18 protein-coding genes are annotated in these 21,808 nt (G+C 70.9%); 13 read left to right on the top strand and 5 right to left on the bottom strand.

Annotated elements, in window-relative coordinates:
* Positions 1-115: 115 nt before the first annotated feature.
* From ccrA to GWK25_RS14340, 8 genes are all read left to right on the top strand, one after another.
* A complete protein-coding gene (gene ccrA / locus GWK25_RS14375; protein WP_215450564.1) occupies positions 116-1,453 on the top strand; it encodes a crotonyl-CoA carboxylase/reductase in 1,338 nt (445 codons plus the stop codon).
* 9 nt (positions 1,454-1,462) lie between these two features.
* Positions 1,463-3,499, top strand: a complete 2,037-nt coding sequence (locus GWK25_RS14370; protein ID WP_215450562.1) for a protein meaA — start codon at positions 1,463-1,465, stop codon at positions 3,497-3,499.
* On the top strand, positions 3,496-4,470 hold the full coding sequence (locus tag GWK25_RS14365) for a CoA ester lyase (RefSeq protein ID WP_215450560.1): 975 nt from the start codon (positions 3,496-3,498) through the stop codon (positions 4,468-4,470). The genes GWK25_RS14370 and GWK25_RS14365 overlap by 4 nt, the downstream gene beginning before the upstream one ends.
* A gap of 4 nt (positions 4,471-4,474) precedes the next feature.
* On the top strand, positions 4,475-4,987 hold the full coding sequence (locus GWK25_RS14360) for a MaoC family dehydratase (protein ID WP_215450558.1): 513 nt from the start codon (positions 4,475-4,477) through the stop codon (positions 4,985-4,987).
* Complete coding sequence (locus GWK25_RS14355; RefSeq protein ID WP_215450556.1) at positions 4,987-6,192, top strand: acyl-CoA dehydrogenase family protein; 1,206 nt, start codon at positions 4,987-4,989, stop codon at positions 6,190-6,192. Before GWK25_RS14360 ends, GWK25_RS14355 begins: the two co-directional genes overlap by 1 nt.
* 191 nt (positions 6,193-6,383) lie before the next feature.
* Positions 6,384-7,040 carry a phosphatidylserine decarboxylase gene (locus tag GWK25_RS14350; RefSeq protein WP_078531507.1) on the top strand — a complete coding sequence of 219 codons (657 nt, stop codon included), beginning with the start codon at positions 6,384-6,386 and terminating at the stop codon, positions 7,038-7,040.
* Entirely contained in the window at positions 7,027-7,899 is an 873-nt protein-coding gene (gene pssA / locus GWK25_RS14345) for a CDP-diacylglycerol--serine O-phosphatidyltransferase (RefSeq protein WP_215450554.1), read from the top strand. Before GWK25_RS14350 ends, pssA begins: the two co-directional genes overlap by 14 nt.
* Before the next feature lie 206 nt (positions 7,900-8,105).
* The gene (locus tag GWK25_RS14340) at positions 8,106-9,323 is read left to right on the top strand and encodes an alpha/beta fold hydrolase (protein ID WP_215450552.1); all 1,218 of its coding nucleotides are present in this window, start codon (positions 8,106-8,108) and stop codon (positions 9,321-9,323) included.
* A 3-nt stretch (positions 9,324-9,326) separates the two neighbouring features.
* On the opposite strand, the gene GWK25_RS14335 is transcribed toward GWK25_RS14340, so the two are convergent.
* Entirely contained in the window at positions 9,327-10,445 is a 1,119-nt protein-coding gene (locus tag GWK25_RS14335; RefSeq protein ID WP_215457375.1) for a glycerate kinase, read from the bottom strand.
* A 280-nt stretch (positions 10,446-10,725) separates the two neighbouring features.
* Between GWK25_RS14335 and GWK25_RS14330 the strand changes: the two genes are divergently transcribed.
* The 4 genes from GWK25_RS14330 to GWK25_RS14315 all read left to right on the top strand — a co-directional run bounded on the left by GWK25_RS14330 (position 10,726) and on the right by GWK25_RS14315 (position 16,043).
* Complete coding sequence (locus GWK25_RS14330; protein WP_215450550.1) at positions 10,726-11,823, top strand: ADP-ribosylglycohydrolase family protein; 1,098 nt, start codon at positions 10,726-10,728, stop codon at positions 11,821-11,823.
* 64 nt (positions 11,824-11,887) lie between these two features.
* Positions 11,888-12,379 carry an NUDIX hydrolase gene (locus GWK25_RS14325; RefSeq protein ID WP_215450548.1) on the top strand — a complete coding sequence of 164 codons (492 nt, stop codon included), beginning with the start codon at positions 11,888-11,890 and terminating at the stop codon, positions 12,377-12,379.
* A 468-nt stretch (positions 12,380-12,847) separates the two neighbouring features.
* Positions 12,848-15,253, top strand: a complete 2,406-nt coding sequence (locus GWK25_RS14320) for a PQQ-binding-like beta-propeller repeat protein (protein WP_251828863.1) — start codon at positions 12,848-12,850, stop codon at positions 15,251-15,253.
* Positions 15,254-15,308: 55 nt separating this feature from the next.
* Positions 15,309-16,043: a Sir2 family NAD-dependent protein deacetylase gene (locus tag GWK25_RS14315; RefSeq protein WP_215450545.1), complete on the top strand. Its 735-nt coding sequence runs from the start codon at positions 15,309-15,311 to the stop codon at positions 16,041-16,043.
* Between the two features lie 23 nt (positions 16,044-16,066).
* Here GWK25_RS14315 and GWK25_RS14310 read toward each other — a convergent pair whose 3' ends face one another.
* The 3 genes from GWK25_RS14310 to GWK25_RS14300 form a co-directional block, all read right to left on the bottom strand.
* Entirely contained in the window at positions 16,067-16,558 is a 492-nt protein-coding gene (locus tag GWK25_RS14310; RefSeq protein ID WP_215450544.1) for a methylated-DNA--[protein]-cysteine S-methyltransferase, read from the bottom strand.
* A gap of 8 nt (positions 16,559-16,566) precedes the next feature.
* Positions 16,567-18,063: an AlkA N-terminal domain-containing protein gene (locus GWK25_RS14305; protein WP_286014525.1), complete on the bottom strand. Its 1,497-nt coding sequence runs from the start codon at positions 18,061-18,063 to the stop codon at positions 16,567-16,569.
* A gap of 212 nt (positions 18,064-18,275) precedes the next feature.
* A complete protein-coding gene (locus tag GWK25_RS14300; protein WP_215457373.1) occupies positions 18,276-20,240 on the bottom strand; it encodes a heavy metal translocating P-type ATPase in 1,965 nt (654 codons plus the stop codon).
* Positions 20,241-20,297: 57 nt separating this feature from the next.
* On the opposite strand from GWK25_RS14300, the gene GWK25_RS14295 reads away from it, so the two are divergent.
* Positions 20,298-20,666, top strand: a complete 369-nt coding sequence (locus GWK25_RS14295; protein ID WP_215450540.1) for a metalloregulator ArsR/SmtB family transcription factor — start codon at positions 20,298-20,300, stop codon at positions 20,664-20,666.
* 147 nt (positions 20,667-20,813) lie between these two features.
* Here GWK25_RS14295 and GWK25_RS14290 read toward each other — a convergent pair whose 3' ends face one another.
* Complete coding sequence (locus tag GWK25_RS14290; protein ID WP_215450538.1) at positions 20,814-21,668, bottom strand: hypothetical protein; 855 nt, start codon at positions 21,666-21,668, stop codon at positions 20,814-20,816.
* Positions 21,669-21,808 lie beyond the last annotated feature (140 nt).

Here is a 21,808-nt window from a genome sequence, read left to right as displayed (position 1 = left end):
GCCGCCGAAGCACCACCTCCGCCGAACCGACGGCATCACCCGCACAGCAAGCAGCACCTGACGTAACCCTCAACAGCGTCTTCCCGCGAGGACGCTCGTCGCCGGAGGCACCACCGTGAAGGACATCCTGGACGCGATCCAGTCGCCGGACTCCACGTCCGCCGACTTCGCCGCTCTGCCGCTCCCCGACTCGTACCGCGCGATCACCGTGCACAAGGACGAGACGGAGATGTTCGCGGGCATGACGACCCGCGAGAAGGACCCGCGCAAGTCGATCCACCTGGACGAGGTCCCGGTGCCCGAGCTCGGGCCGGGCGAGGCCCTGGTGGCCGTCATGGCCTCCTCGGTCAACTACAACTCCGTGTGGACCTCGATCTTCGAGCCGCTGTCCACCTTCGGGTTCCTGGAGCGCTACGGCCGCACCAGCGAGCTGGCCAAGCGCCACGACCTGCCGTACCACATCATCGGCTCCGACCTCGCGGGCGTCGTCCTGCGCACCGGCCCCGGCGTCAACTCCTGGAAGCCCGGTGACGAGGTCGTCGCGCACTGCCTCTCCGTCGAGCTGGAGTCCTCCGACGGCCACAACGACACCATGCTCGACCCCGAGCAGCGGATCTGGGGCTTCGAGACCAACTTCGGCGGGCTCGCCGAGATCGCGCTCGTCAAGTCCAACCAGCTGATGCCCAAGCCCGACCACCTCAGCTGGGAGGAGGCCGCCGCACCGGGCCTGGTCAACTCCACCGCCTACCGCCAGCTGGTCTCCCGCAACGGCGCCGGCATGAAGCAGGGCGACAACGTCCTCATCTGGGGCGCCAGCGGCGGACTCGGCAGCTACGCCACGCAGTTCGCCCTCGCCGGCGGCGCCAACCCGATCTGCGTCGTCTCCAGCGCACAGAAGGCCGACATCTGCCGGGCCATGGGCGCCGACGCGATCATCGACCGCAACGCCGAGGGCTACACGTTCTGGAAGGACGAGAACACCCAGGACCCCAAGGAGTGGAAGCGCTTCGGCAAGCGCATCCGCGAACTCACCGGCGGCGAGGACATCGACATCGTCTTCGAGCACCCCGGCCGCGAGACCTTCGGCGCGAGCGTCTTCGTCACCCGCAAGGGCGGCACCATCACCACCTGCGCCTCCACCTCGGGCTACATGCACGAGTACGACAACCGCTACCTGTGGATGTCGCTGAAGCGGATCATCGGCTCCCACTTCGCCAACTACCGCGAGGCCTGGGAGGCCAACCGCCTCATCGCCAAGGGCAAGATCCACCCCACCCTGTCGAAGGTCTACTCCCTGGAGGAGACCGGGCAGGCCGCGTACGACGTGCACCGCAACCTCCACCAGGGCAAGGTCGGCGTCCTCTGCCTCGCCCCCGAGGAGGGCCTGGGCGTGCGCGACCACGCCAAGCGCGCCCAGCACATCGACGCCATCAACCGCTTCCGGAACATCTGAGGTCCCGAGATGAGTGAGCGTCAGAAGGACCGGCCGTGGCTGATGCGCACGTACGCCGGTCACTCCACGGCCGAGGCGTCCAACGAGCTGTACCGGCGCAACCTCGCCAAGGGGCAGACGGGTCTGTCGGTGGCGTTCGACCTGCCGACGCAGACCGGCTACGACTCCGACCACATCCTCGCCCGCGGCGAGGTCGGCCGGGTCGGCGTCCCGGTGGCCCATCTCGGTGACATGCGCAGGCTGTTCCAGGACATCCCCCTGGAGCAGATGAACACCTCGATGACCATCAACGCCACCGCCATGTGGCTGCTGGCGCTCTACCAGGTCGTCGCCGAGGAGCAGGGCGCGGACATCACCCAGCTCCAGGGCACGACCCAGAACGACATCGTCAAGGAGTACCTGTCGCGGGGCACCCATGTGTTCCCGCCGGGACCCTCGCTCCGGCTGACGACGGACATGATCGCGTACACGGTCTCCCACATCCCGAAGTGGAACCCGATCAACATCTGCAGCTACCACCTGCAGGAGGCCGGGGCCACGCCGGTGCAGGAGATCGCGTACGCGATGTCCACGGCGATCGCGGTCCTCGACGCCGTGCGCGACTCCGGCCAGGTGCCCGAGGAGCGCATGGGCGATGTCGTCGCCCGCATCTCGTTCTTCGTGAACGCGGGCGTCCGCTTCGTCGAGGAGATGTGCAAGATGCGGGCGTTCGGCCGCATCTGGGACCGGATCACCCGCGAGCGGTACGGCATCGAGAACCCCAAGCAGCGGCGCTTCCGGTACGGCGTCCAGGTCAACTCCCTCGGGCTGACCGAGGCGCAGCCGGAGAACAACGTCCAGCGGATCGTGCTGGAGATGCTGGCCGTGACGCTCTCCAAGGACGCGCGGGCCAGGGCGGTGCAGCTGCCGGCCTGGAACGAGGCGCTGGGACTGCCCCGGCCCTGGGACCAGCAGTGGTCGCTGCGCATCCAGCAGGTGCTGGCGCACGAGAGCGACCTGCTGGAGTACGAGGACATCTTCGAGGGCTCCCATGTCATCGAGGCGAAGGTGGCCGAGCTGGTGGAGGCCTCCTTCGCCGAGATCGAGCGGATCCAGGAGATGGGCGGCGCGATGGCCGCCGTCGAGTCCGGCTACCTCAAGTCGCAGCTGGTCTCCTCGCACGCCGAACGCCGGGCCCGGATCGAGTCCGGCGAGGAGAAGATCGTCGGCGTCAACATCTACGAGTCGACGGAGCCGAACCCGCTGACCGCCGACCTGGACGCGGCGATCCAGACGGTCGACCCGGCGGTCGAGGCGCGGGTGATCAAGTCCCTGGAGAACTGGCGCGACACGCGCTACCAGCCGCCCTTCAACCACCCGCGCCCGTGCAAGGCGCTGGAGCGGCTCAAGGAGGCCGCGAAGGGCACCGACAACCTGATGGAGGCCACCCTGGAGTGCGCCCGCGCCGGAGTCACGACCGGCGAGTGGGCCGGGGCCCTCCGTGAGGTGTTCGGCGAGTTCCGCGCACCGACCGGTGTCTCGTCGGCGCCGGTGGCGGTCTCCGCCGAGGAGGGCTCGGCCATGGCGGAGGTCCGCCGCAAGGTGGACCGGACGGCCGGGGACCTGGGCGTCGGCAAGCTCCGCTTCCTGGTCGGCAAGCCGGGTCTGGACGGGCACTCCAACGGGGCCGAGCAGATCGCCGTGCGGGCCCGCGACGCGGGCTTCGAGGTGGTCTACCAGGGCATCCGGCTCACCCCGGAGCAGATCGTGGACGCCGCCCTCGCCGAGGACGTGCACGCGGTCGGGCTCTCCATCCTCTCCGGCTCGCACGCCCAGCTCGTCCCGGACGTGCTGGAACGGCTGCGCGAGGCGGGTGCCGGCGACATCCCGGTGATCGCCGGCGGGATCATCCCGAACGCCGACGCGGACCGGCTCAGGGCCGCCGGAGTGGCCGCCGTGTTCACCCCGAAGGACTTCGACATCACCGGGATCATCGGCCGTATCGTCGACGAGATCCGCAAGGCCAACAAGCTCAGCCCCCTCATCAGCACGGAGGTCCCCGCATGACCAGCCCTGTTCCTCAGGTGAACCGCCTTCGTCCGCGGCGCTCCTGCCTCGCGGTGCCGGGAAGCAACCCCCGCTTCCTGGAGAAGGCCCAGGGCCTCCCGGCGGACCAGGTCTTCCTCGACCTGGAGGACGCCTGCGCCCCGCTCGCCAAGCCCGAGGCGCGGCACACCATCGTCAAGTTCCTCAACGAGGGCGACTGGACCGGCAAGACGCGGGTGGTGCGCGTCAACGACTGGACGACGGAGTGGACGTACCGCGATGTCGTCACCGTCGTCGAGGGCGCCGGCCAGAACCTCGACTGCATCATGCTGCCGAAGGTGCAGACGGCACAGCAGGTCGTCGCCCTCGATCTGCTCCTCACCCAGATCGAGAAGACGATGGGCTTCGAGGTCGGCAAGATCGGCATCGAGGCGCAGATCGAGAACGCGCAGGGCCTGAACAACGTCAACGAGATCGCGACGGCCTCCCAGCGGGTCGAGACGATCATCTTCGGCCCGGCCGACTTCATGGCCTCGATCAACATGAAGTCGCTGGTCGTGGGCGAGCAGCCGCCCGGTTACCCGGCGGACGCCTACCACTACATCCTGATGAAGATCCTGATGGCCGCCCGCGCCAACAACCTCCAGGCGATCGACGGCCCCTACCTGCAGATCCGCAACATCGACGGCTACCGCGAGGTCGCCCAGCGCGCCGCGGCCCTCGGCTTCGACGGCAAGTGGGTGCTGCACCCCGGCCAGGTCGAGGCGTCCAACGAGATCTTCTCGCCCTCGCAGGAGGACTACGACCACGCCGAGCTGATCCTGGACGCGTACGACTACTACACCTCCGAGGCGGGCGGCAAGAAGGGCTCGGCGATGCTCGGCGACGAGATGATCGACGAGGCCAGCCGCAAGATGGCCCTGGTCATCTCCGGCAAGGGACGCGCCGCCGGCATGCAGCGCACCAGCAAGTTCGAGATCCCGGAGGCGTAGGGCCATGCAGTTCGGACGCACCTACGAGGAGTTCGAGGTCGGGGCGACGTACAAGCACTGGCCGGGCAAGACGGTCACGGAGTACGACGACCACCTGTTCTGTCTCCTCACCATGAACCACCACCCGCTCCACATGGACACGAACTATGCGGAGAAGACGACGGACTTCGGCAAGAACGTCGTCGTCGGCAACTACATCTACTCGCTGCTGCTCGGCATGAGCGTGCCGGACATCTCCGGCAAGGCCATCGCCAACCTGGAGATCGAGTCGCTCAAGCACGTGGCGCCGACCTTCCACGGCGACACGGTCTACGGCCAGACGACCGTGCTCGACAAGTGGCCGTCGAAGTCGAAGAACGACCGCGGCATCGTGTACGTGGAGACCAAGGGCTACAAGCAGGACGGCACGATGGTCTGCGTGTTCCGCCGCAAGGTCATGGTCCCCACCGAGACGTACATCAAGGAGCGCGGCGGCGAGCAGCCCGGCCGCCCGGAGCTGAAGCAGCAGGAGAAGTAATGGCGCGCCTCGCCCAGACCGCCGGTCTGACGGACATCCAGCAGGAGATCCTCTCCACCGTCCGCGACTTCGTGGACAAGGAGATCATCCCGGTCGCGACCGAGCTGGAGCACCGTGACGAGTACCCGCAGCAGATCGTCGACGGCCTCAAGGAGCTGGGCCTGTTCGGCTTGATGATCCCCGAGGAGTACGGCGGTCTGGGCGAGTCGCTCCTGACGTACGCCCTGTGCGTCGAGGAGATCGCCCGCGGCTGGATGTCGGTCTCCGGCATCATCAACACGCACTTCATCGTGGCGTACATGCTCAAGCAGCACGGCACGCAGGAGCAGAAGGACCACTTCCTGCCGAGGATGGCGGCCGGTGACGTCCGCGGCGCCTTCTCGATGTCGGAGCCGGGGCTCGGTTCCGATGTGTCGGCGATCACATCGAAGGCGGTCAAGGACGGCGACGAGTACGTCCTGAACGGTCAGAAGATGTGGCTCACGAACGGCGGGACGTCAACCCTGGTCGCCGTTCTCGTCCGAAGTGACGAAGGACACCCCGAGGGCACGGCACCCCACAAGTCGATGACGACCTTCCTCGTCGAGAAGGAGCCCGGCTTCGGAGAGGTCCGCCCGGGTCTCACCATTCCCGGGAAGATCGACAAGATGGGCTACAAGGGCGTCGACACGACCGAGCTCATCATGGACGGACTGCGCATTCCGGCCAATCGTGTACTCGGCGGCACCACCGGCCGGGGGTTTTACCAAATGATGGACGGCGTCGAGGTCGGCCGCGTGAATGTGGCGGCGCGTGGCTGCGGTGTCGCTCAGCGTGCATTCGAGCTCGGTGTCCGGTACGCCCAGCAGCGCCACACTTTCGGCAAGCAGATCGCCCAGCACCAGGCGATCCAGTTCAAGCTGGCCGAGATGGCTACCAAGGTCGAGGCCGCGCATGCGATGATGGTCAACGCAGCACGCAAAAAGGACTCGGGCGAACGAAACGACCTCGAAGCAGGGATGGCGAAGTACCTGGCCTCCGAATACTGCAAAGAAGTCGTCGAGGACTCTTTCCGGATCCACGGCGGTTACGGCTTCTCCAAGGAGTACGAGATCGAGCGCCTCTACCGCGAGGCGCCGATGCTGCTGATCGGTGAAGGTACCGCCGAAATCCAGAAAATGATCATCGGTCGTCGGCTGCTCGAAGAGTATCGATTCCAGGGCTAGTACACGGTTGGTCCGGGGTCGGATGTCTGGTTAGGGGTGTTTTCTTCGAGAAGAAGATCACACCCCGTCAGCACTCTTCGGCCGTCGACTCGGCTTCCTGGCTTGCCCAGTTGCGGCCCGCGACCGGTACGATCCCGTGAAAGCCGCCGTCCCCAGTCACCGCGCGGCATCATCCGCTACGAAGGTCATCCATGCCCCACAGCCAAACCTCTGCACCACGCGACAGCCTGGCAGGCGTACGTCTTGCGCGCGGAGCATCGCCGTGGCTTCTCCCGACCGTCGCCACCGCAGCACTCAGCCTCGCCCGCTCGCGCCGCTCCGGCGCCGCGCGCGCCGTGGCCGTACCCGCCACCGCGCTGGCGGCGGGCATGCTGTGGTTCTTCCGCGACCCCGAGCGTGAGATCGCCCAGGGCCGGGTCATCTCGCCCGCCGACGGAGTGGTGCAGAGCATCATGCCGTGGAAGGACGGCCGCACCCGCGTCGCGATCTTCATGAGCCCGCTCAACGTCCACGTCAACCGCGCGCCGCTCTCCGGCACGGTGACGTCCGTGGAGCACATCCCGGGTGGGTTCGTACCGGCGTTCAACAAGGAGAGCGAGAACAACGAGCGCGTCGTCTGGCACTTCGACACCGAACTCGGTGACATCGAGATGATCCAGATCGCCGGCGCCGTGGCTCGCCGTATCGTTCCGTACATCCCCGAAGGCACCAAGGTCGAGCAGGGTGACCGGATCGGGCTGATCCGCTTCGGCTCCCGCGTCGACATCTACCTGCCCGAGGGTGTGGAGATCGACGTCGAGGTGGGCCAGAAGACCGTGGCTGGGGTGACTCGCATTGACCGTGACTGATCCGGAGACCCAACCCGGCCAGACCGGGACGGGCTGGGTGCCCGAGGTGGACGACGTGGAGGACGACGCGGAGGAGATGCCGCTGTCGCTCCGCCTGTCGATAGCGGACACGCTCACCCTCGGCAACGCCACGTGCGGCTTCATGGCGGTGTACTTCACCACCACCGGCATCCTGATCCCGCACCTCACCGGCAGCCAGGAGACGGGCATGGCCCGCCACAGCGCGGCCACCGCCGTGATCCTGATGCTGTGCGCGGCGATCTTCGACCTCTTCGACGGGCTGGTGGCGCGCAAGCTCCGCTCCTCGCCGATGGGCGCGGAGCTGGACAACCTCTCCGACCTGATCAGCTTCGGCCTCGCGCCGGCGTACTTCGTCCTCGTCTACGGCATGGTCGCGGACGACGCCCACCAGCGGGTGGCGGCGGTGGGGGCGATCGTCGTGCTGCTGGCCGTGGTGCTGAGGCTCGCGAGATTCTCCTGCGTGACGGTGAAGGACGGCACCTTCCAGGGCATGCCGTCGCCGTTCGGCGCGCTGACGGTCATCTCGATCGTGCTGCTGGAGCTGCCCTTCGTGGCGACGCTCCTGGCCATCGTCGGTGTCGCGTGGCTGATGGTGAGCCGCGTCGAGTACCCGAAGCCGCGGGGTCCCCTCGCGGGCGCGGTGCTCACCTGGATCGTCCTCGCGATGGGCCTCCTGGCGGCCTGGGCCTTCGACGCCCCCGGTGGTCAGCTGCTGCTCCAGACCGGCTGCGCGCTGCAGCTCGTCATGGGCGCGGTGATCCCGCTGTTCGCCACGGCCCGCCGGGTGAACAACTTCCGCGACAACCGGCGCGAGGCGCGGGCGGCGCAACTGCCCTGACGCTCCGCTCCAGCACTGACGGGTGTGGCCCGAGCCTTCATGGCTCGGGCCACACCCGTTTCTGGTTCAAGGGGCGTCGGGGGTGTGACCTTGAGGGGTCAACTACCTGGCGTGGGGGTCGAGTTGCTCGGGGTGAGCAGAGGGAGGACGGTGGAAAGGGGAGTATTTCACCTCAGTTGTCCCCACCGGACTGTCAGGAGATGGTCATGACCAGATACGACGAGCACAAGGTCAAGCACAGGTCGACGATGCCGGCGACCTACGGCATGGAGATCGAGCTGCCCGTCCGGGAGTACGACGGCACCCCCGGCAACGGACACGCGCAGGACCGCGAACCGGTGCTGATGCTGCACGGCCGAAGCGTGCCGGAGTTGGCCGGCTTCGACCTGGCGCCGGTGCCCGGCGGCGACGCCGACCGGTACAGCTGGGCACAGGCACTGGCGGCGGCCCACTACGACGTCTTCCTCATGGACCTCCAGGGCTCCGGCAGGTCACCCCGTCCGGGGCAGATGGACGATCCGTACAACACCAACCCGGCGCAGCAGCAGCCGGTCCTCGTCGACCACACGATCCCGGCGCCCGGTGAGCCGACGTACAAGTCCGAGCTGGGCAACGCGGAGAGTGACGCTGCGGAGCTGGCGACGGTGGTGCGGTTCATCCGGTCCCAGGTCGGCCCCGGCAAGAAGATCCGCTTCGTGGGCTGGTCCGCGGCCTCGTTCGTCATGGGCCCATACACCCTTCTGCACCCCGACGAGGTCGAGAGTCTGTTCCTGCTCGCTCCGATGTTCCCGCCACGGGGGCGGTGGTCGGGCAACACCGATGACATCTTCGGGCGACCGCCGGGTGTCACGTCACTGCCCGTCGGTCAGCCGGCCCTCCAGTTCGGCTTCCCGATGCACGTCACCAGCAAGACCGGATTCAAGAAGGCACTGACCGGCACCCCCTCCCTGTGGGAGCCCGGCATCGACGAGCTCGCCTGGGCCGCCTGCATGGAGGACGACCCGGTCGCCAGCAAGTGGGGACCCCTCACGGACGGCGAGCACGAGGGTGTCCTGCGGTACCGGAACACCTACTGGTGGGGCTGGAACAGCAAGACCGTGCCGCACAAGCACGACGGCAGGCACGTGCTCGGCGACCGGGTTCCCGTGCTCATCCTCTACGGGGAGCTGGACCGGACGGCCAACAGCCCGAACCCGATGCCCGACGACCTGTACTTCTCCGTCCCCGACCTCTACACGGCCATCGAGGGCACGAAGAAGCTGATGTTCTGCTTCGAGGGATCCAGCCACTCCCTGGTCTGGGAGACCACCGCCCAGGCCATCCACCACTTCTCGAAGCGCTGGTTCAAGAAAGGCAAGGTGGAGGGCTTCAGCAGCGGCAGATACTTCAGGGAGCTGGACGGCAACCTGATCCCCCTGCCGTAGCCGTCAGGTGAGAAAGTCCCGGCCGATTCGCTCAGCCACCTCTTCCAGGATCGGGCCGGGATCGGCGAGGCACCGCTCCACGTCCGGCTCGGCCTCCGTCAGGGGGTACGCCCGGCGGATTCCGGCCCGGCCCAGGGCCTCCGGTGGCAGGGCCAGGCGGCCGCAGACCGCCACGACCTCCTTGCCCGCGGCGCGGGCGGCCGCCGCGACCCCCGCCGGGGCCTTGCCGTGCAGGGTCTGCTCGTCGAGGGAGCCTTCGCCCGTGATGACGAGCGTGGCCTTCGACAGTGCCGGAGCGAAACCCAGGACGTCGAGCATGACCTCGATGCCGGGGCGGAAACGGGCTCCGAGGATCAGGGCGCCGTAGCCGATACCGCCCGCCGCGCCCGCGCCCGGGGCGAGGGCCTGCTCGGCGGCGCGCGGCCCGACCGTCTTCTCCAAGGCGGCCGCGAAATGCGTCAGGGCCGCGTCCAGCGTCGCCACGTCCTCGGGGCTCGCGCCCTTCTGCGGGCCGTACACGGCCGGGGCGCCCTTCGGGCCCGTCAGCGGGTTGTCGACGTCGCTCGCCAGTACGAGGTCGACCGACGTGAGCCGCTCGTCGAGGCCCGACAGATCCGCCGTCGCCAGGTCGTGCAGGCCTCCGCCGCCGGGCCCGACGGGCTCCCCCGCCTCGTCCACGAAGCGCGCGCCGAGCGCGGCCAGCATGCCGGCGCCGCCGTCCGTCGTGGCGCTGCCGCCGACGCCGAACACGATCGTGCGGGCGCCCGCGTCGAGCGCGGCGCGCAACAGCTCCCCGGAGCCGTACGTGGTGGCCGTGAGCGGTGCGAAGACCCCGGCGGGGAGCCGTTGCAGGCCGCTCGCCTCGGCCATCTCCACGACGGCCGTGTCGCCGCGCAGCGCGTAGGCGGCGGTGACGGGCTCACCGAGCGGCCCCGCGACCCGTACCTCACGGCGTTCGAAACCGGCCGCGACCGCCGCGGCCACCGTGCCGTCGCCTCCGTCGGCGACCGGCAGCGCCTCGACCTCCAGGTCGGGCAGGAGCCGGCGCAGGCCCGCCGTGACCCGCTCGGCGACCTGGACGGCCGTCAGCGTGCCCTTGAACTTGTCCGCGGCGATCAGCACCCGCGGGGCGGCCGTGCCCGTGTCGTCGGCCGTGTCCGTGTCGCCGGACGCATGGAACCCGTTTCTTGCGGCGTTCGCCACCTTGCGTTCCCCTCGCTCCTCGGGCCTTGCGCACGTCAAGGCAGTCGCGCCGCTGTGACCCTAACCGCCCCGGCCCCGGTACGTCATGCCCCGTCCCGCCCACCGAACACCGTCCGCCGGACACCGCCGGGCAGCCACCGTGTGAGCCCCGCCGGGCCGGCGTGCGCGGAATCGGGCGGAATCGGGTAGACCTTCGGACATGACGCCCACGACCACCACCCCCCTCGCGCCCCCGGTCGGTGCCGAGCTCGCCGACCGTGTGCTCGGGGGCTGGCTGGGCCGGATCGCGGGGAACATGCTCGGCAAGCCGGTGGAGCAGGGGGAGGTGTGGACCCGGGCGCGGATCGAGCGCTATCTGCGGCTGGCCGGTGCCCTGCCGCTCACCGACTACCTCCCGGAACCGCCCACCGAGAGCGACGGGCTCGCACTGCGGCCGGAGTGGCGGGACTGCGTGCGCGGCCGGATCCACGGCAGCTGCCGCGACGACGACGTGGACTACGCGATCCTCGGGCTGCACCTGCTGGAGACGCACGGCTTCGGCTTCAGCACCGAGCAGCTCGGTGACCTGTGGCTGCTGCGGCTGCCGTATCTCCAGACGTTCACGGCGGAGCGGGTGGCGTACCGGAACCTCGCGGGCGGGCTGAAGCCGCCGCTGACGGCCACCTACGACAACCCGTACCAGGAGTGGATCGGCGCCCTGATCCGCGCCGACGTCTTCGGCTGGACCTCGCCGGGCCTGCCCCGGCGCGCGGCCTCGCTGGCCCGGCGCGACGCGGTGCTGTCGCACACCGGCAACGGCGTGTACGGGTCGATGTGGGCGGCGGCGCTGATCTCGGCGGCGTTCACGGCGCCGGGGGCACGGGCCGCGCTGGACGAGGCGCTGGCGGTGATCCCGGCGAGCAGCCGGCTGGCGCGGACGGTGCGGCGGGTCGTGTCGCTGTACGAGGCCGGACTGGCCTGGGAGGAGACGCTCACGACGGTGGGCGAGGAGACGTCCGGGCTCGGCTGGATCCACGTGGTACCGAACGTCGCCGTGCTCACGGCCGGGCTGCTCTACGGCGAGGGCGACTTCACCCGCACCCTCGCGCTGACCGTCCGAGGCGGCCTGGACACCGACTCCAACGGGGCCACCGCCGGTTCGGTGGCGGGTGTGCTGTGCGGGGCGGCGGCGATCCCGGAGCGCTGGAAGGACCCGTTGGAGGACACCGTACGCAGCGCCGTGTTCGGCTTCGACGGAGTGCGCATCAGTGAACTCGCGGAGCGCACGGTGCGGTTGGCCGAGTCCTTCGGCCCCTGAGCGCCGGTCCGTCCGCTCCCCGAGCGCCGATTTCCCGCCGTCGCGGGCCGTCTACCCTGAGCGAATGACCACTCAGGACTTCGCCGCGTACATCGCGAGCCTGCCCCGTGTCCTCGCCGGTGCCGCCGCGATCTTCCGTGACGCCGAGGGGCGCGTGCTGCTCGTCGAGCCCAACTACCGTGCGGGATGGGCGCTCCCGGGCGGGACGATCGAGTCGGACGACGGCGAGAGCCCGAGGCAGGGGGCGCGGCGCGAGACCTTGGAGGAGATCGGGCTGGACGTCGAGCCGGGGCGGCTGCTCGCCGTGGACTGGGTGCGCGGGGCGGGGCGGCCTCCGCTGGTGGCGTACGTGTACGACGGCGGGGTGCTGGACGAGGACGATCTGAAGCGGATCCGGTTGCAGGAGGAGGAGTTGCTGTCGTGGCGGCTCGTCCCGCGCGCCGAGCTGCCCGAGTACCTCCTGGGACCGCTCGGCCGACGGGTGCTGGCCGCCCTCGACGCGCTGACGGAGGGCACGGGAGCGGTCGAACTGGAGAACGGCGAGCGGGTGGCCTGAACCGTCGATGATCGGCCACCGCGGTGTGGCTCTGTCAGCGTCCGCCGTTGACAGGAGTCAGCTGACATCGAGTCAACTTGCCTTGTACAGAACGTGAAGTGGGTGAGCCTTTCAATTAATGGAAGTTTAAAGCGCTGGCTGAAAACACTGCCCGGTCGTCACTCCAGCATCTAGGCTGACGTCAGCCCCTCCGAGCGATCGCGCCTCGTCGCCCCGCTCGGTGACCGGGGCAGCACTCGGGACACCCGTGACCGGCGGCCCGGGCGCGGGCCGTGGCGCCGGGAGATCCGGAGCCCCTGGGGGAACGGTCACCGGGAGCCGCCCGGGGCAGTCGGTCTCCCCCCAACCGCGGGCCGTTTCTCGCCCGTCCTCACCGAACAGGCAGCTGAGGTCATGGAACCACTGGGCTCAGACGATCCCGAGGAGCTAGGTCCGTACCGTCTCGTGGCACGGCTCGGCGCAGGAGGGATGGGGCGGGTCTATCTGGCGCGCTCCCCGCAGGGGCGGACCGTCGCGGTCAAGGCCATCCGACCCGAGCTGATGGGGGACAAGAACTTCCGTGTCCGCTTCCGTCGCGAGGTGGAGGCCGCGGGGGCGGTCGGCGGCAGATACACCGCGCCCGTGGTGGACGCCGACCCCGAGGCCGCCATCCCCTGGCTGGCCACCGACTACATCGCCGGGCCCACCCTGGCCGAGGCGGTCGCCGCGCACGGGACCCTGCCGGTGGAGTCCGTCCTCGTGCTGGGCGCCGGCATCGCCGAGGCCCTGATCTCGGTGCAGGCGGCCGGGCTCGTGCACCGCGACCTGAAGCCCTCCAACGTGCTGCTCGCCGCCGACGGTCCACGCGTGATCGACTTCGGCATCGTCCGGGCGAGCGACGGCTACGACCTCACCCGCTCCGGCGCGCTCTTCGGCTCCTTCGAGTACATGTGCCCCGAGCAGGCCACGGGCGAGCCGCTGGGCCCCGAGGGGGACATCTTCTCGCTGGGCTCGGTGCTCACGTTCGCAGCGTCCGGGCACGCCCCGTTCAGCGGCAGCGCGGCGGCCACGCTCCTCTACCAGGTGGTGCACAGCGCACCTGATCTGAGCGGTGTGCCCGAACCCCTCGACAAGATCATCAGCCTCTGTCTCACCAAGGACCCCCGGCTGCGGATCACGCCGGACAAGCTGGCCGCCGCCTGCGCGCCCGGCGGTGTGGAGCAACTGGCGGCGGACGGCTGGCTGCCCCCGTCGGTGGCCTCCTCGGTCGCCCTCCGCGCGGCGGCGGTGCAGACCCTGGAGTCCGGGCCGAACGGCCCGGTCGCCTTCCGCTCCACCGAGACCGAACGGGAACGGGACGCGTACGACTTCCAGCAGGAACGTCACGCCTACACGCCGCGACCCGACCGGGCCGTGTACGAGGCGGGGCGTGGCGCCGCGTACGACTTCGAGCGGGAGGAGGCGCCCGGCGTCGCGGACACCGCCTCGACGAGCGCGTCCGGCGGCCCGTACGACGGCTCCGGGGGCCGGTACGACGGCTCCGGGGGCCGGTCGGCCGAGGTGCCCTCGGCCGGCGGGGCCGGCGGGGACGGTGGGGCTGTCGACGGCGCGGGCCGGACCGGCCGCGGGCCTTCGTCCCCAGCCGCGGCCGTCGACGGCGCGGAGCCCGGTGCCGCTCCGGAGGAGCCGGAGCCGTACCGCCCCACCGGGCACCGCCGCGCCGTGTCGCGTCCCGGTCCGTCGCGGCGCACCGTCCTCACCCTGTCGGCGGGTTCCGCCGCGGCCGCGGTCGGCGCCGGCCTGGTGCTCGGCCGACGCAAGAAGCCGACGGCGCCGTCCACGGAGCCCGCGGGCCCGGCGCCCAAACCGCTGTGGACCCACCGGAGCGAGCCGCTGCTCCAGGCGCCCGCCACCTTCAAGGACGGCACGGCCCTGGTGAAGACCCGCCCGGGCGACCTGCTCTGCCTGAACCTCAAGGACGGCACCCGGCCCAAGTGGGTCTACGAGGGCATCAGCCAGTCGCCCACCCCGGCCGTGCTGGCCTTCGGCGCCGCGGTCGCGCTCGGCGAGGGGGCGACCGTGATCGGGGTCGACCCGGTCGACGGAACGGAACGTTTCACCATCGACTTCGGGCCGGACTTCCGGTTCACCACCCTGCTCGGGGCCGTCGACGACCGGACCGTCTCCGTCATCGGCGTCCGGCTCCGGCGCGAGTCCGACGAGCAGGGCGTCGCGACGTCCACGGACACGGTGTTCGGCGTGGACCTCGCGGCCCGCCGCGCCGATGTCATCCCCATCAGCCCGGAGGACGTCGGCATCAAGCTGGCGCCCCTCATCCTCCCCGGCTACTTCGTCTACGCCGACGGACTGCGCAACGTCACGGTCCGGGACACCGACAGCTCCGGCGTCCTGTGGCGGCACCCGGTCGGCTACGACCTGCGGCCCGGGCTCGCCGTGATCAACCGCACGGTGTTCGCCATCGGCCAGCAGCTCAAGGCCCTGGACCTCGCCAGCGGCAGACTCCGCTGGCGGGTCAAGCCCGAGCGCGGCATGTTCGCGTCCCTCGGCGGCTACGGCAACACCGTCTACGTGACCGGCACGGACCCGGCCGGCGTGTACGCGTTCAACGCCGGTACCGGCGCCCGCCGTTGGTTCTGCCCCACCCCGCGCCTCAACATCGACCAGCCGATCACTGCGGGCCCCGAGGCGGTCTACGTCCCCGCCTACAAGAACAAGAACGGCTTCTACGCGATCGGCGCCGCCAAGGGCCGGCTCCTGTGGAACTTCACGGACGGCCTGGAGACCGGCTTCAACGACTGGCAGCTCGCCTGCGACCACAGCGGCGTCCTGGTCGCCCAGCACTACGACCACACGTACGGCCTGCCCGCCCCCTGACCCGTCACGCCGATATCCGCTCGCCCCGGCAGCGGGGCCGACCTACGCTCGCCCCATGAACAAGCCCCTCGTCGCCCTCCTCAGTGGCGCAGGCATCTCCACCGACTCCGGCATCCCCGACTACCGGGGCCCCAACGGGCTGTGGCGGCGCGATCCGGAGGCCGAGAAGCTGGTGACGTACGAGTACTACATGGGTGATCCGGAGATCCGTCGGCGTTCGTGGCAGATGCGGCGGCGGAACCGGACTCTCCAGGCCGAGCCGAACGTGGCGCACCGGGCGGTGGCGGAGCTGGAGCGGTCCGGGGTGCCGGTGCGGGTGATCACACAGAACGTGGACGGGCTGCACCAACTGGCCGGGATGCCCGCCCGCAAGGTCCTGGAACTGCACGGCTCCGCGCGGTCCGTGGTGTGCGTCGGCTGCCACGACCGGATGCCGATGGAGGACGCGCTCGCCCGGGTCGAGGCGGGTGAGGACGACCCGCCGTGCCTGAAGTGCGGGGGCGTGCTGAAGTCCGCCACCGTCATGTTCGGCGAGCGCCTCGACCCGGTGGTCCTCGGTGAGGCCGTCGCGATCAGCAAGGCCTGCCAGATCTTCATCGCCGTCGGCAGCAGCCTCCAGGTGCAGCCCGCCGCCGGGCTCGCGGGCGTCGCCGCCGACCACGGGGCCCGTCTGATCATCGTCAACGCCGAGCCGACCCCGTACGACGAGCGGGCGGACGAGATCGTACGGGAGCCGATCGGGAAGGCGCTGCCGGAGGTGTTGCGGGAGATCCGCGCGGCGAGCGACTGAGAGACCCCCGGGGGCCGGGCCCCTCAGAAGAGCGCCGCGCCCCGTTCGAAGTCCAGGAGGCGCTGTTTGCGCTCCGTGCCGCCGCCGTAGCCGGTGAGGCTGCCGTCGGAGCCGACGACACGGTGGCAGGGGACGATGATGCCCACCGGGTTCTTGCCGTTGGCCAGACCGACCGCGCGGGACGCCTTGGGATTGCCCAGGGCGCCCGCGAGTTCGCCGTACGAGCGGGTCTCGCCGTAGGGGATCCGGGCGAGCTGTTCCCAGACCTGGCGTTGGAACGGGGTGCCCCGCAGGCGGAGTTCGAGGGTGAACACCTGCAACTCGCCCGCGAAATAGGCTTCCAGCTGTTCTTCGGGTTCGGCGAAGGCCGTGTCGTCGCGTACGCCGAAGCTCTCCTGCGGCGGGCGATGGCGTTGGTCGGTCATGTAGAGGCCGCACAGCACACCGTCGTCGGCGACGAGGGTCAGGGGGCCGTAGGGACTGTCGACGAGGGTGTGCCGCTTCTGCTGCTGCATGAACTGTCCTATACAGGAAGAAAGTTGATGGGGTGGCTGTCCGTCGCCCAGAGGTACTGGACCGCGTACGCCCGCCACGGCCGCCACTCCTCGGCCCGGGCGGCGAGGGCGGCCGGGGTGGCGGGCAGGCCCAACTCCCGTGCCGCGCGCCGGATGCCGAGGTCCCCGGCGAGGAAGGCGTCCGGGTCGCCGAGGGCGCGCATGGCGATGACCTCGACGGTCCAGGGACCGAAACCGGGCAGCGCGAGGAGCCGGGCGCGGGTCTCGGCCCAGTCGCTGTCGACGCCCAGGTGCAGTGTCCCGTCGGCGAGTTGTCCCACCAGGGTGGCGAAGGTGGTTCGTCGGGTGCGCGGCATCGCGAGGGACTCGGGATCGACGGCCGCCAGCGACTCGGGGGACGGGAAGAGATGGGTGAGGCCCCCTTCCGGGTCGTCGACCGGCTCACCGTGCGCCACCACGAGCCGGGCCGCGTGGGTTCGGGCGGCGGCCGTGGAGACCTGCTGGCCGAGCACCGCCCGTACGGCGAACTCGGCCTCGTCGACGGTCCGTGGCACCCGGCGCCCCGGCGCCTTGTCCACCAGCGGCGCGAGCACGGGATCGGTGCGCAGTTGCTCGTCGACGGCGACCGGGTCGGCGTCCAGATCGAGCATGCGGCGACAGCGGCTGATGGCGGCGGGCAGGTCCCGCAGATCGCCCAGGGAGAGCCGGCAGGCGATGTGGTCGGGCTCCGGCGTGAGGGCGACGACGCCGTGACCGTACGGCAGCCGGAGCGTGCGCCGGTACGCGCCGTCGCGCCACTCCTCCACCCCGGGTACGGCGGTCGCGGCGAGGTGCCCGAAGAGGTTGTCGGGGTTGAGCGGGGCCCGGAACGGCAGTCGGAGGCTCAACGCCCCCGATGTGCCCGGGGAGTCGGAGCGCTGCCGGGCCGACCGCGTCGCCCGCTCGCGCAGCGCGCCGGGCGCCAGCGCGAAGACCTCCCGGACGGTGTCGTTGAACGTCCGGATCGACCCGAACCCGGCGGCGAATGCGATCTCCGCCATCGGCAGCGCGGTCGTCTCGATCAGCAGCCGCGCGGTCTGCGCCCGCTGCGCCCGGGCGAGTGCCAGCGGGCCCGCGCCCAGCTCGGCCAGCAGTTGCCGCTCGACCTGCCGGGCGCTGTAGCCGAGCCGCCGCGCCAGTCCGGGCACGCCCTCCCGGTCCACGACGCCGTCGCCGACCAGCCGCATCGCCCGCGCCACGAGGTCCGCCCGCTGGTCCCACTCCGGTGACCCCGGACTCGCGTCAGGCCGGCACCGCTTGCAGGCCCGGAACCCGGCCTGCTGGCAGGCCGCCGCACTTGGGTAGAACGTCATGTTCTCTGCCTTGGGCGGCACCACCGGGCAGCTGGGCCGACAGTAGATCCGCGTGGTCACCACCGCCGTGAAGAACCATCCGTCGAACCGCGCGTCCTTCGACCGCACGGCCCGCACACACCGTTCCATATCCGTGTACATCCCGTTCCGCATGACTCAAGCATCGGGGAGGGGAAGGGCACAGGGCTGGCGGAAATCCGACATCAGCGTGGGGTGACCTGCGACCTTCCGCCCTCCCCCTTCCCCCTTCCTCTTCCCCCTTCCTCTTCCCCCGTCCGCCTTCCCCCGTCCGCCGTCCCCCGTCCGCCGTCCGCCTTCCACCGGCCGTCTTCCGGCGCTTCCGGCAGCTTTGCCCGTCGACCTCCTCAGGCGCCCGCGGCCTTCCGCCACGCGGCTTCCCGCAGCAACCGCAGACCGTTCAACCCCACCAGGACCGTGGACCCCTCGTGTCCCGCCACCCCGAGGGGCAGCGGCAGATGACCCACCAGGTCCCACACCACCAGCACCGCGATGCAGACCCCCGCGATCACCAGGTTCTGCGCCACCAGCCGACGGGCCGCCCGCGACAGCCGCACCACCGCCGGGATCGCGCGCAACTCGTCGCGCACCACCACCGCGTCCGCGGTCTCCAGCGCGAGATCGGAACCGGCCCGGCCCATGGCCACCCCGGCGTGCGCGGCGGCGAGCGCGGGCGCGTCGTTGACCCCGTCCCCGACGAACAGGACCCGGGCGCCCCCGCCCTGCAACTCCCGCACGGCCTCCACCTTGCCCTGCGGCAGCAGCTCGGCCCGCACGTCGCCGATCCCCGTGTCCGCCGCGACCTGGGCGGCGGCACGCGCGTTGTCCCCGGTCAGCAGGACCGGCGACCCACCCGTCAGGGCAGTCAGCGCCCTCACCGCGGCGGGCGCGTCGTGGCGCAACCGGTCGGCCAGGGTGAGCGTCCCGACGGCGACCTCGTCCCGCTCGACGAGAACGGTCGTCCCCGGGGCGACCGCTGCGTCCACGGCGGCCTCGTCGCCGTCGCCGCCGCGCTCCCCCGCCCGCCCCACGGTCACCACGTGTCCCTCGACGGTCGCCCGGACGCCTCGGCCGGGCGTGGCCACGAAGTCCTCGGCGGCGGCCACCCGCAGTCCCCGCGCCCCGGCGGCGGCCACCACCGCGCGGGCCAGCGGGTGTTCGCTCGGGTACTCGGCGGCCGCGGCCAGCGCCAGCAGTCCGTCCTCGTCGAGGCCGGAGCCCGGCAGCGGTCGTACGGCGACGACCTCGGGCTTGCCCTCGGTGAGCGTGCCGGTCTTGTCGAGCGCGACGGCGTCGGTCTCGCCCAGCCGCTCCATGGCGACGGCGGACTTCACGAGCACACCGTGGCGGCCGGCGTTGGCGATGGCGGAGAGCAGCGGCGGCATGGTGGCGAGGACCACCGCGCAGGGCGAGGCGACGATCATGAAGGTCATGGCGCGGAGCAGCGCGGCCGTGAGGTCCTCGCCGAAGGCCAGGGGGACACCGAAGACGGCGAGGGTGGCGACGACGACACCGACGGCGTACCGCTGCTCGATCTTCTCGATGAAGAGCTGGGTCGGCGCCTTGGTGCGGGATGCCTCCTCGACCAGGCTCACGATGCGGGCGATCACGGAGTCGGCCGGGTCACGCGCGACGCGGACGCGCAGCGCTCCCGTGCCGTTGAGGGTGCCCGCGAAGACCTCGTCGCCCGGAGCCTTGGGGACCGGCAGCGGTTCGCCGGTGATGGTGGCCTGGTCGGCCTCGCTCTCCCCCGTAAGGACCAGCCCGTCGGCACCGATGCGCTCACCGGGGCGGACCAGCACCACGTCACCGACGGCGAGCCGGTCCGTCGGCACGGTCTCCTCGGCGGTGCCGTCGGGCGACAGGCGGGTCGCCGTGGTGGGCGCGAGGTCGAGCAGTCCCCGTACGGAGTCGGCGGTGCGGGCGGCGGCGAGGGCCTCCAGGGCTCCGGAGGTGGCGAAGATGACGATCAGCAGGGCGCCGTCGAGGACCTGGCCGATCGCGGCCGCTCCCAGTGCCGCCACGATCATCAGCAGGTCGACGTCGAGGCTCTTCTCGCGCAGTGCCCGCAGCCCTTCGAGGGCGGGCTCCCAGCCGCCGGCCGCGTAGGCGATCACGTAGAGCGGGCCGTACAGCCAGGCGGAGGCCCCGGCCAGGTCCAGCGGGAACGCGAGCAGGAGGGCGAGGGTGGACGTCAGGGCCCAGCGGGCCTCGGGGAGGGCGAGGACGCGGGTGCGGCGGCGAGGGGCCGTCGGCACGGACGGACGGCGGACCGGGGTGGGGGTGAGGGTGGCAGACACGCGGGCCACCATACAGGAACACATGAAGACTCATTCATGCCTTCATGTGCGATGAGTAAGATACTCGCCATGGGTCATGGAGCCGTCACCTCAGAGCAGGACGCCACCCCCCGTGTGCGTCTGGACGCGGCCAACGTCGCCAAGGTGGCCACCACCCTCCAGGCCCTCTCCACCCCGTCCCGCCTGCTGATCCTGGCCAGGCTGCGCGAAGGGCCGCTCCCGGCCACCGAGTTGGCCGCCGAGGTCGGGATGGAACAGTCCGCCTGCTCCCACCAGCTGCGTCTGCTGCGCAACCTCGGCCTGGTCGTGGGTGAGCGCCGGGGCCGTTCGGTGGTGTACGCGCTGCACGACCACCATGTCGCCGAGCTGCTGGACCAGGCCGTCTACCACGTCGAGCACCTGCGGCTGGGGCTCAGCGACGCGCCGGACGGGGACTGAGTCCACGGACGGCGACCGACACCGCGCAGCACCGGGCCGACAACACGCAGCACCGGGCCGACGGGACGCACCGCCGGGCAGACAACACGGCACCCGCCCCGGCCGGTGGCCGGGGCGGGTGCCCGAGGCGAGTGTCCGAAACGTCCGTCACGTCGTGGGAACCGCCGGGAGCGTCGTGGCGGGCAGGCCGCCGAGCAGACCGCCGAGCAGGCCGGTGACCAGGCCGAGCACCGGCTGCAGCAGACCGGTGACGACACCGAGGACCGGGGCGAGCAGACCGGTCACCGCACCAAGGACCGCGCCCAGGTCGAGCGAGGTCAGCGCCTTCAGCAACGCGTCGACCGCGGCCTGGAGGGCCGCCAGCAGATCCGCGACCGGGTCGGCCTTCGCCGCGGCGGCGCGGTCGGAGCCGGCCGGGGCCGCCGCCTCGATCTTCTGCAACCGCTGCTGAACGGTGGCGTGGGCGGTCCTGAGGGCCGCGACGTGCCGGGCCGCCTCGGCGGTGTTCAGCTGCTCGGCGTCCAGCTCGGCGATGGTGGTCATCTCGTCCAGCAGCGGGGCGAGCACATCGTTCTGGTCCATGCGGTCCAGCAGGTCCAACTGGCCCAGCAGCTCGTCCACGTCGGTGCCGGCGACCTCGGTCTCCGTGACCGTGCCCGCCGCCTCCGCGGCCGCGTCCGTGTCGGCGTCGAGGTCCGCCAGCAGCGCGTCCAGGTCGCTCTCGAGCTGGTCGAGGAGCGCCTCCATGCCGGCGATCTCCTTGTCGACGATGGCGTCCGCCTCCGCCTCCTCCTGCGCCAGGAGGGCGTCGATCTCCTTCTCCAACGAGTCGAAGAAGGCGTCCAGATCGGGTTCGGGGACCGCGGCGGCCCGGGAAGTGGCACGGTCGGAGGCGGTTCGGCCCGCGTCGACGGCCGCGGTGGCGGTGCCGACCGGCCCGAAGACCAGTGCCCCGCAGACCAGAGGTGACAGGAGAAGAGCACGGGAGACGAGGGCGCGCATGCACGTTCCTTTCGAAGGAGCTGTCCTTGCGCTCACCGTGGGAGGCGCCACGAGGCGCCGCAACCGAGCACGGCACCCCGGCCGGGCCCGCCGACCGACCACGTCGACCACCCTGACCAGCTTGTTTCCCTCGAACAACC

The sequence above is a fragment of the Streptomyces sp. ATCC 21386 genome, assembly GCF_018728545.1.
GTDB lineage: Bacteria > Actinomycetota > Actinomycetes > Streptomycetales > Streptomycetaceae > Streptomyces.
Note: the sequence above shows the minus strand (reverse complement) of the source record. Positions and strands in the feature narration are given on the sequence as shown.

Excerpts from the sequence above, each read along its gene's own strand:
- GWK25_RS14360 (WP_215450558.1), top strand. The coding sequence starts at position 4,475 with ATGCAGTTCGGACGCACCTACGAGGAGTTCGAGGTCGGGGCGACGTAC.
- GWK25_RS14370 (WP_215450562.1), top strand. The coding sequence starts at position 1,463 with ATGAGTGAGCGTCAGAAGGACCGGCCGTGGCTGATGCGCACGTACGCC.
- GWK25_RS14350 (WP_078531507.1), top strand. The coding sequence starts at position 6,384 with ATGCCCCACAGCCAAACCTCTGCACCACGCGACAGCCTGGCAGGCGTA.
- GWK25_RS14365 (WP_215450560.1), top strand. The coding sequence starts at position 3,496 with ATGACCAGCCCTGTTCCTCAGGTGAACCGCCTTCGTCCGCGGCGCTCC.
- GWK25_RS14340 (WP_215450552.1), top strand. The coding sequence starts at position 8,106 with ATGACCAGATACGACGAGCACAAGGTCAAGCACAGGTCGACGATGCCG.
- GWK25_RS14315 (WP_215450545.1), top strand. The coding sequence starts at position 15,309 with ATGAACAAGCCCCTCGTCGCCCTCCTCAGTGGCGCAGGCATCTCCACC.
- GWK25_RS14295 (WP_215450540.1), top strand. The coding sequence starts at position 20,298 with ATGGGTCATGGAGCCGTCACCTCAGAGCAGGACGCCACCCCCCGTGTG.
- GWK25_RS14320 (WP_251828863.1), top strand. The coding sequence starts at position 12,848 with ATGGGGCGGGTCTATCTGGCGCGCTCCCCGCAGGGGCGGACCGTCGCG.
- GWK25_RS14305 (WP_286014525.1), bottom strand. The coding sequence starts at position 18,063 with ATGCGGAACGGGATGTACACGGATATGGAACGGTGTGTGCGGGCCGTG.
- GWK25_RS14310 (WP_215450544.1), bottom strand. The coding sequence starts at position 16,558 with ATGCAGCAGCAGAAGCGGCACACCCTCGTCGACAGTCCCTACGGCCCC.
- GWK25_RS14300 (WP_215457373.1), bottom strand. The coding sequence starts at position 20,240 with ATGGTGGCCCGCGTGTCTGCCACCCTCACCCCCACCCCGGTCCGCCGT.
- GWK25_RS14330 (WP_215450550.1), top strand. The coding sequence starts at position 10,726 with ATGACGCCCACGACCACCACCCCCCTCGCGCCCCCGGTCGGTGCCGAG.
- GWK25_RS14355 (WP_215450556.1), top strand. The coding sequence starts at position 4,987 with ATGGCGCGCCTCGCCCAGACCGCCGGTCTGACGGACATCCAGCAGGAG.
- GWK25_RS14290 (WP_215450538.1), bottom strand. The coding sequence starts at position 21,668 with ATGCGCGCCCTCGTCTCCCGTGCTCTTCTCCTGTCACCTCTGGTCTGC.
- GWK25_RS14325 (WP_215450548.1), top strand. The coding sequence starts at position 11,888 with ATGACCACTCAGGACTTCGCCGCGTACATCGCGAGCCTGCCCCGTGTC.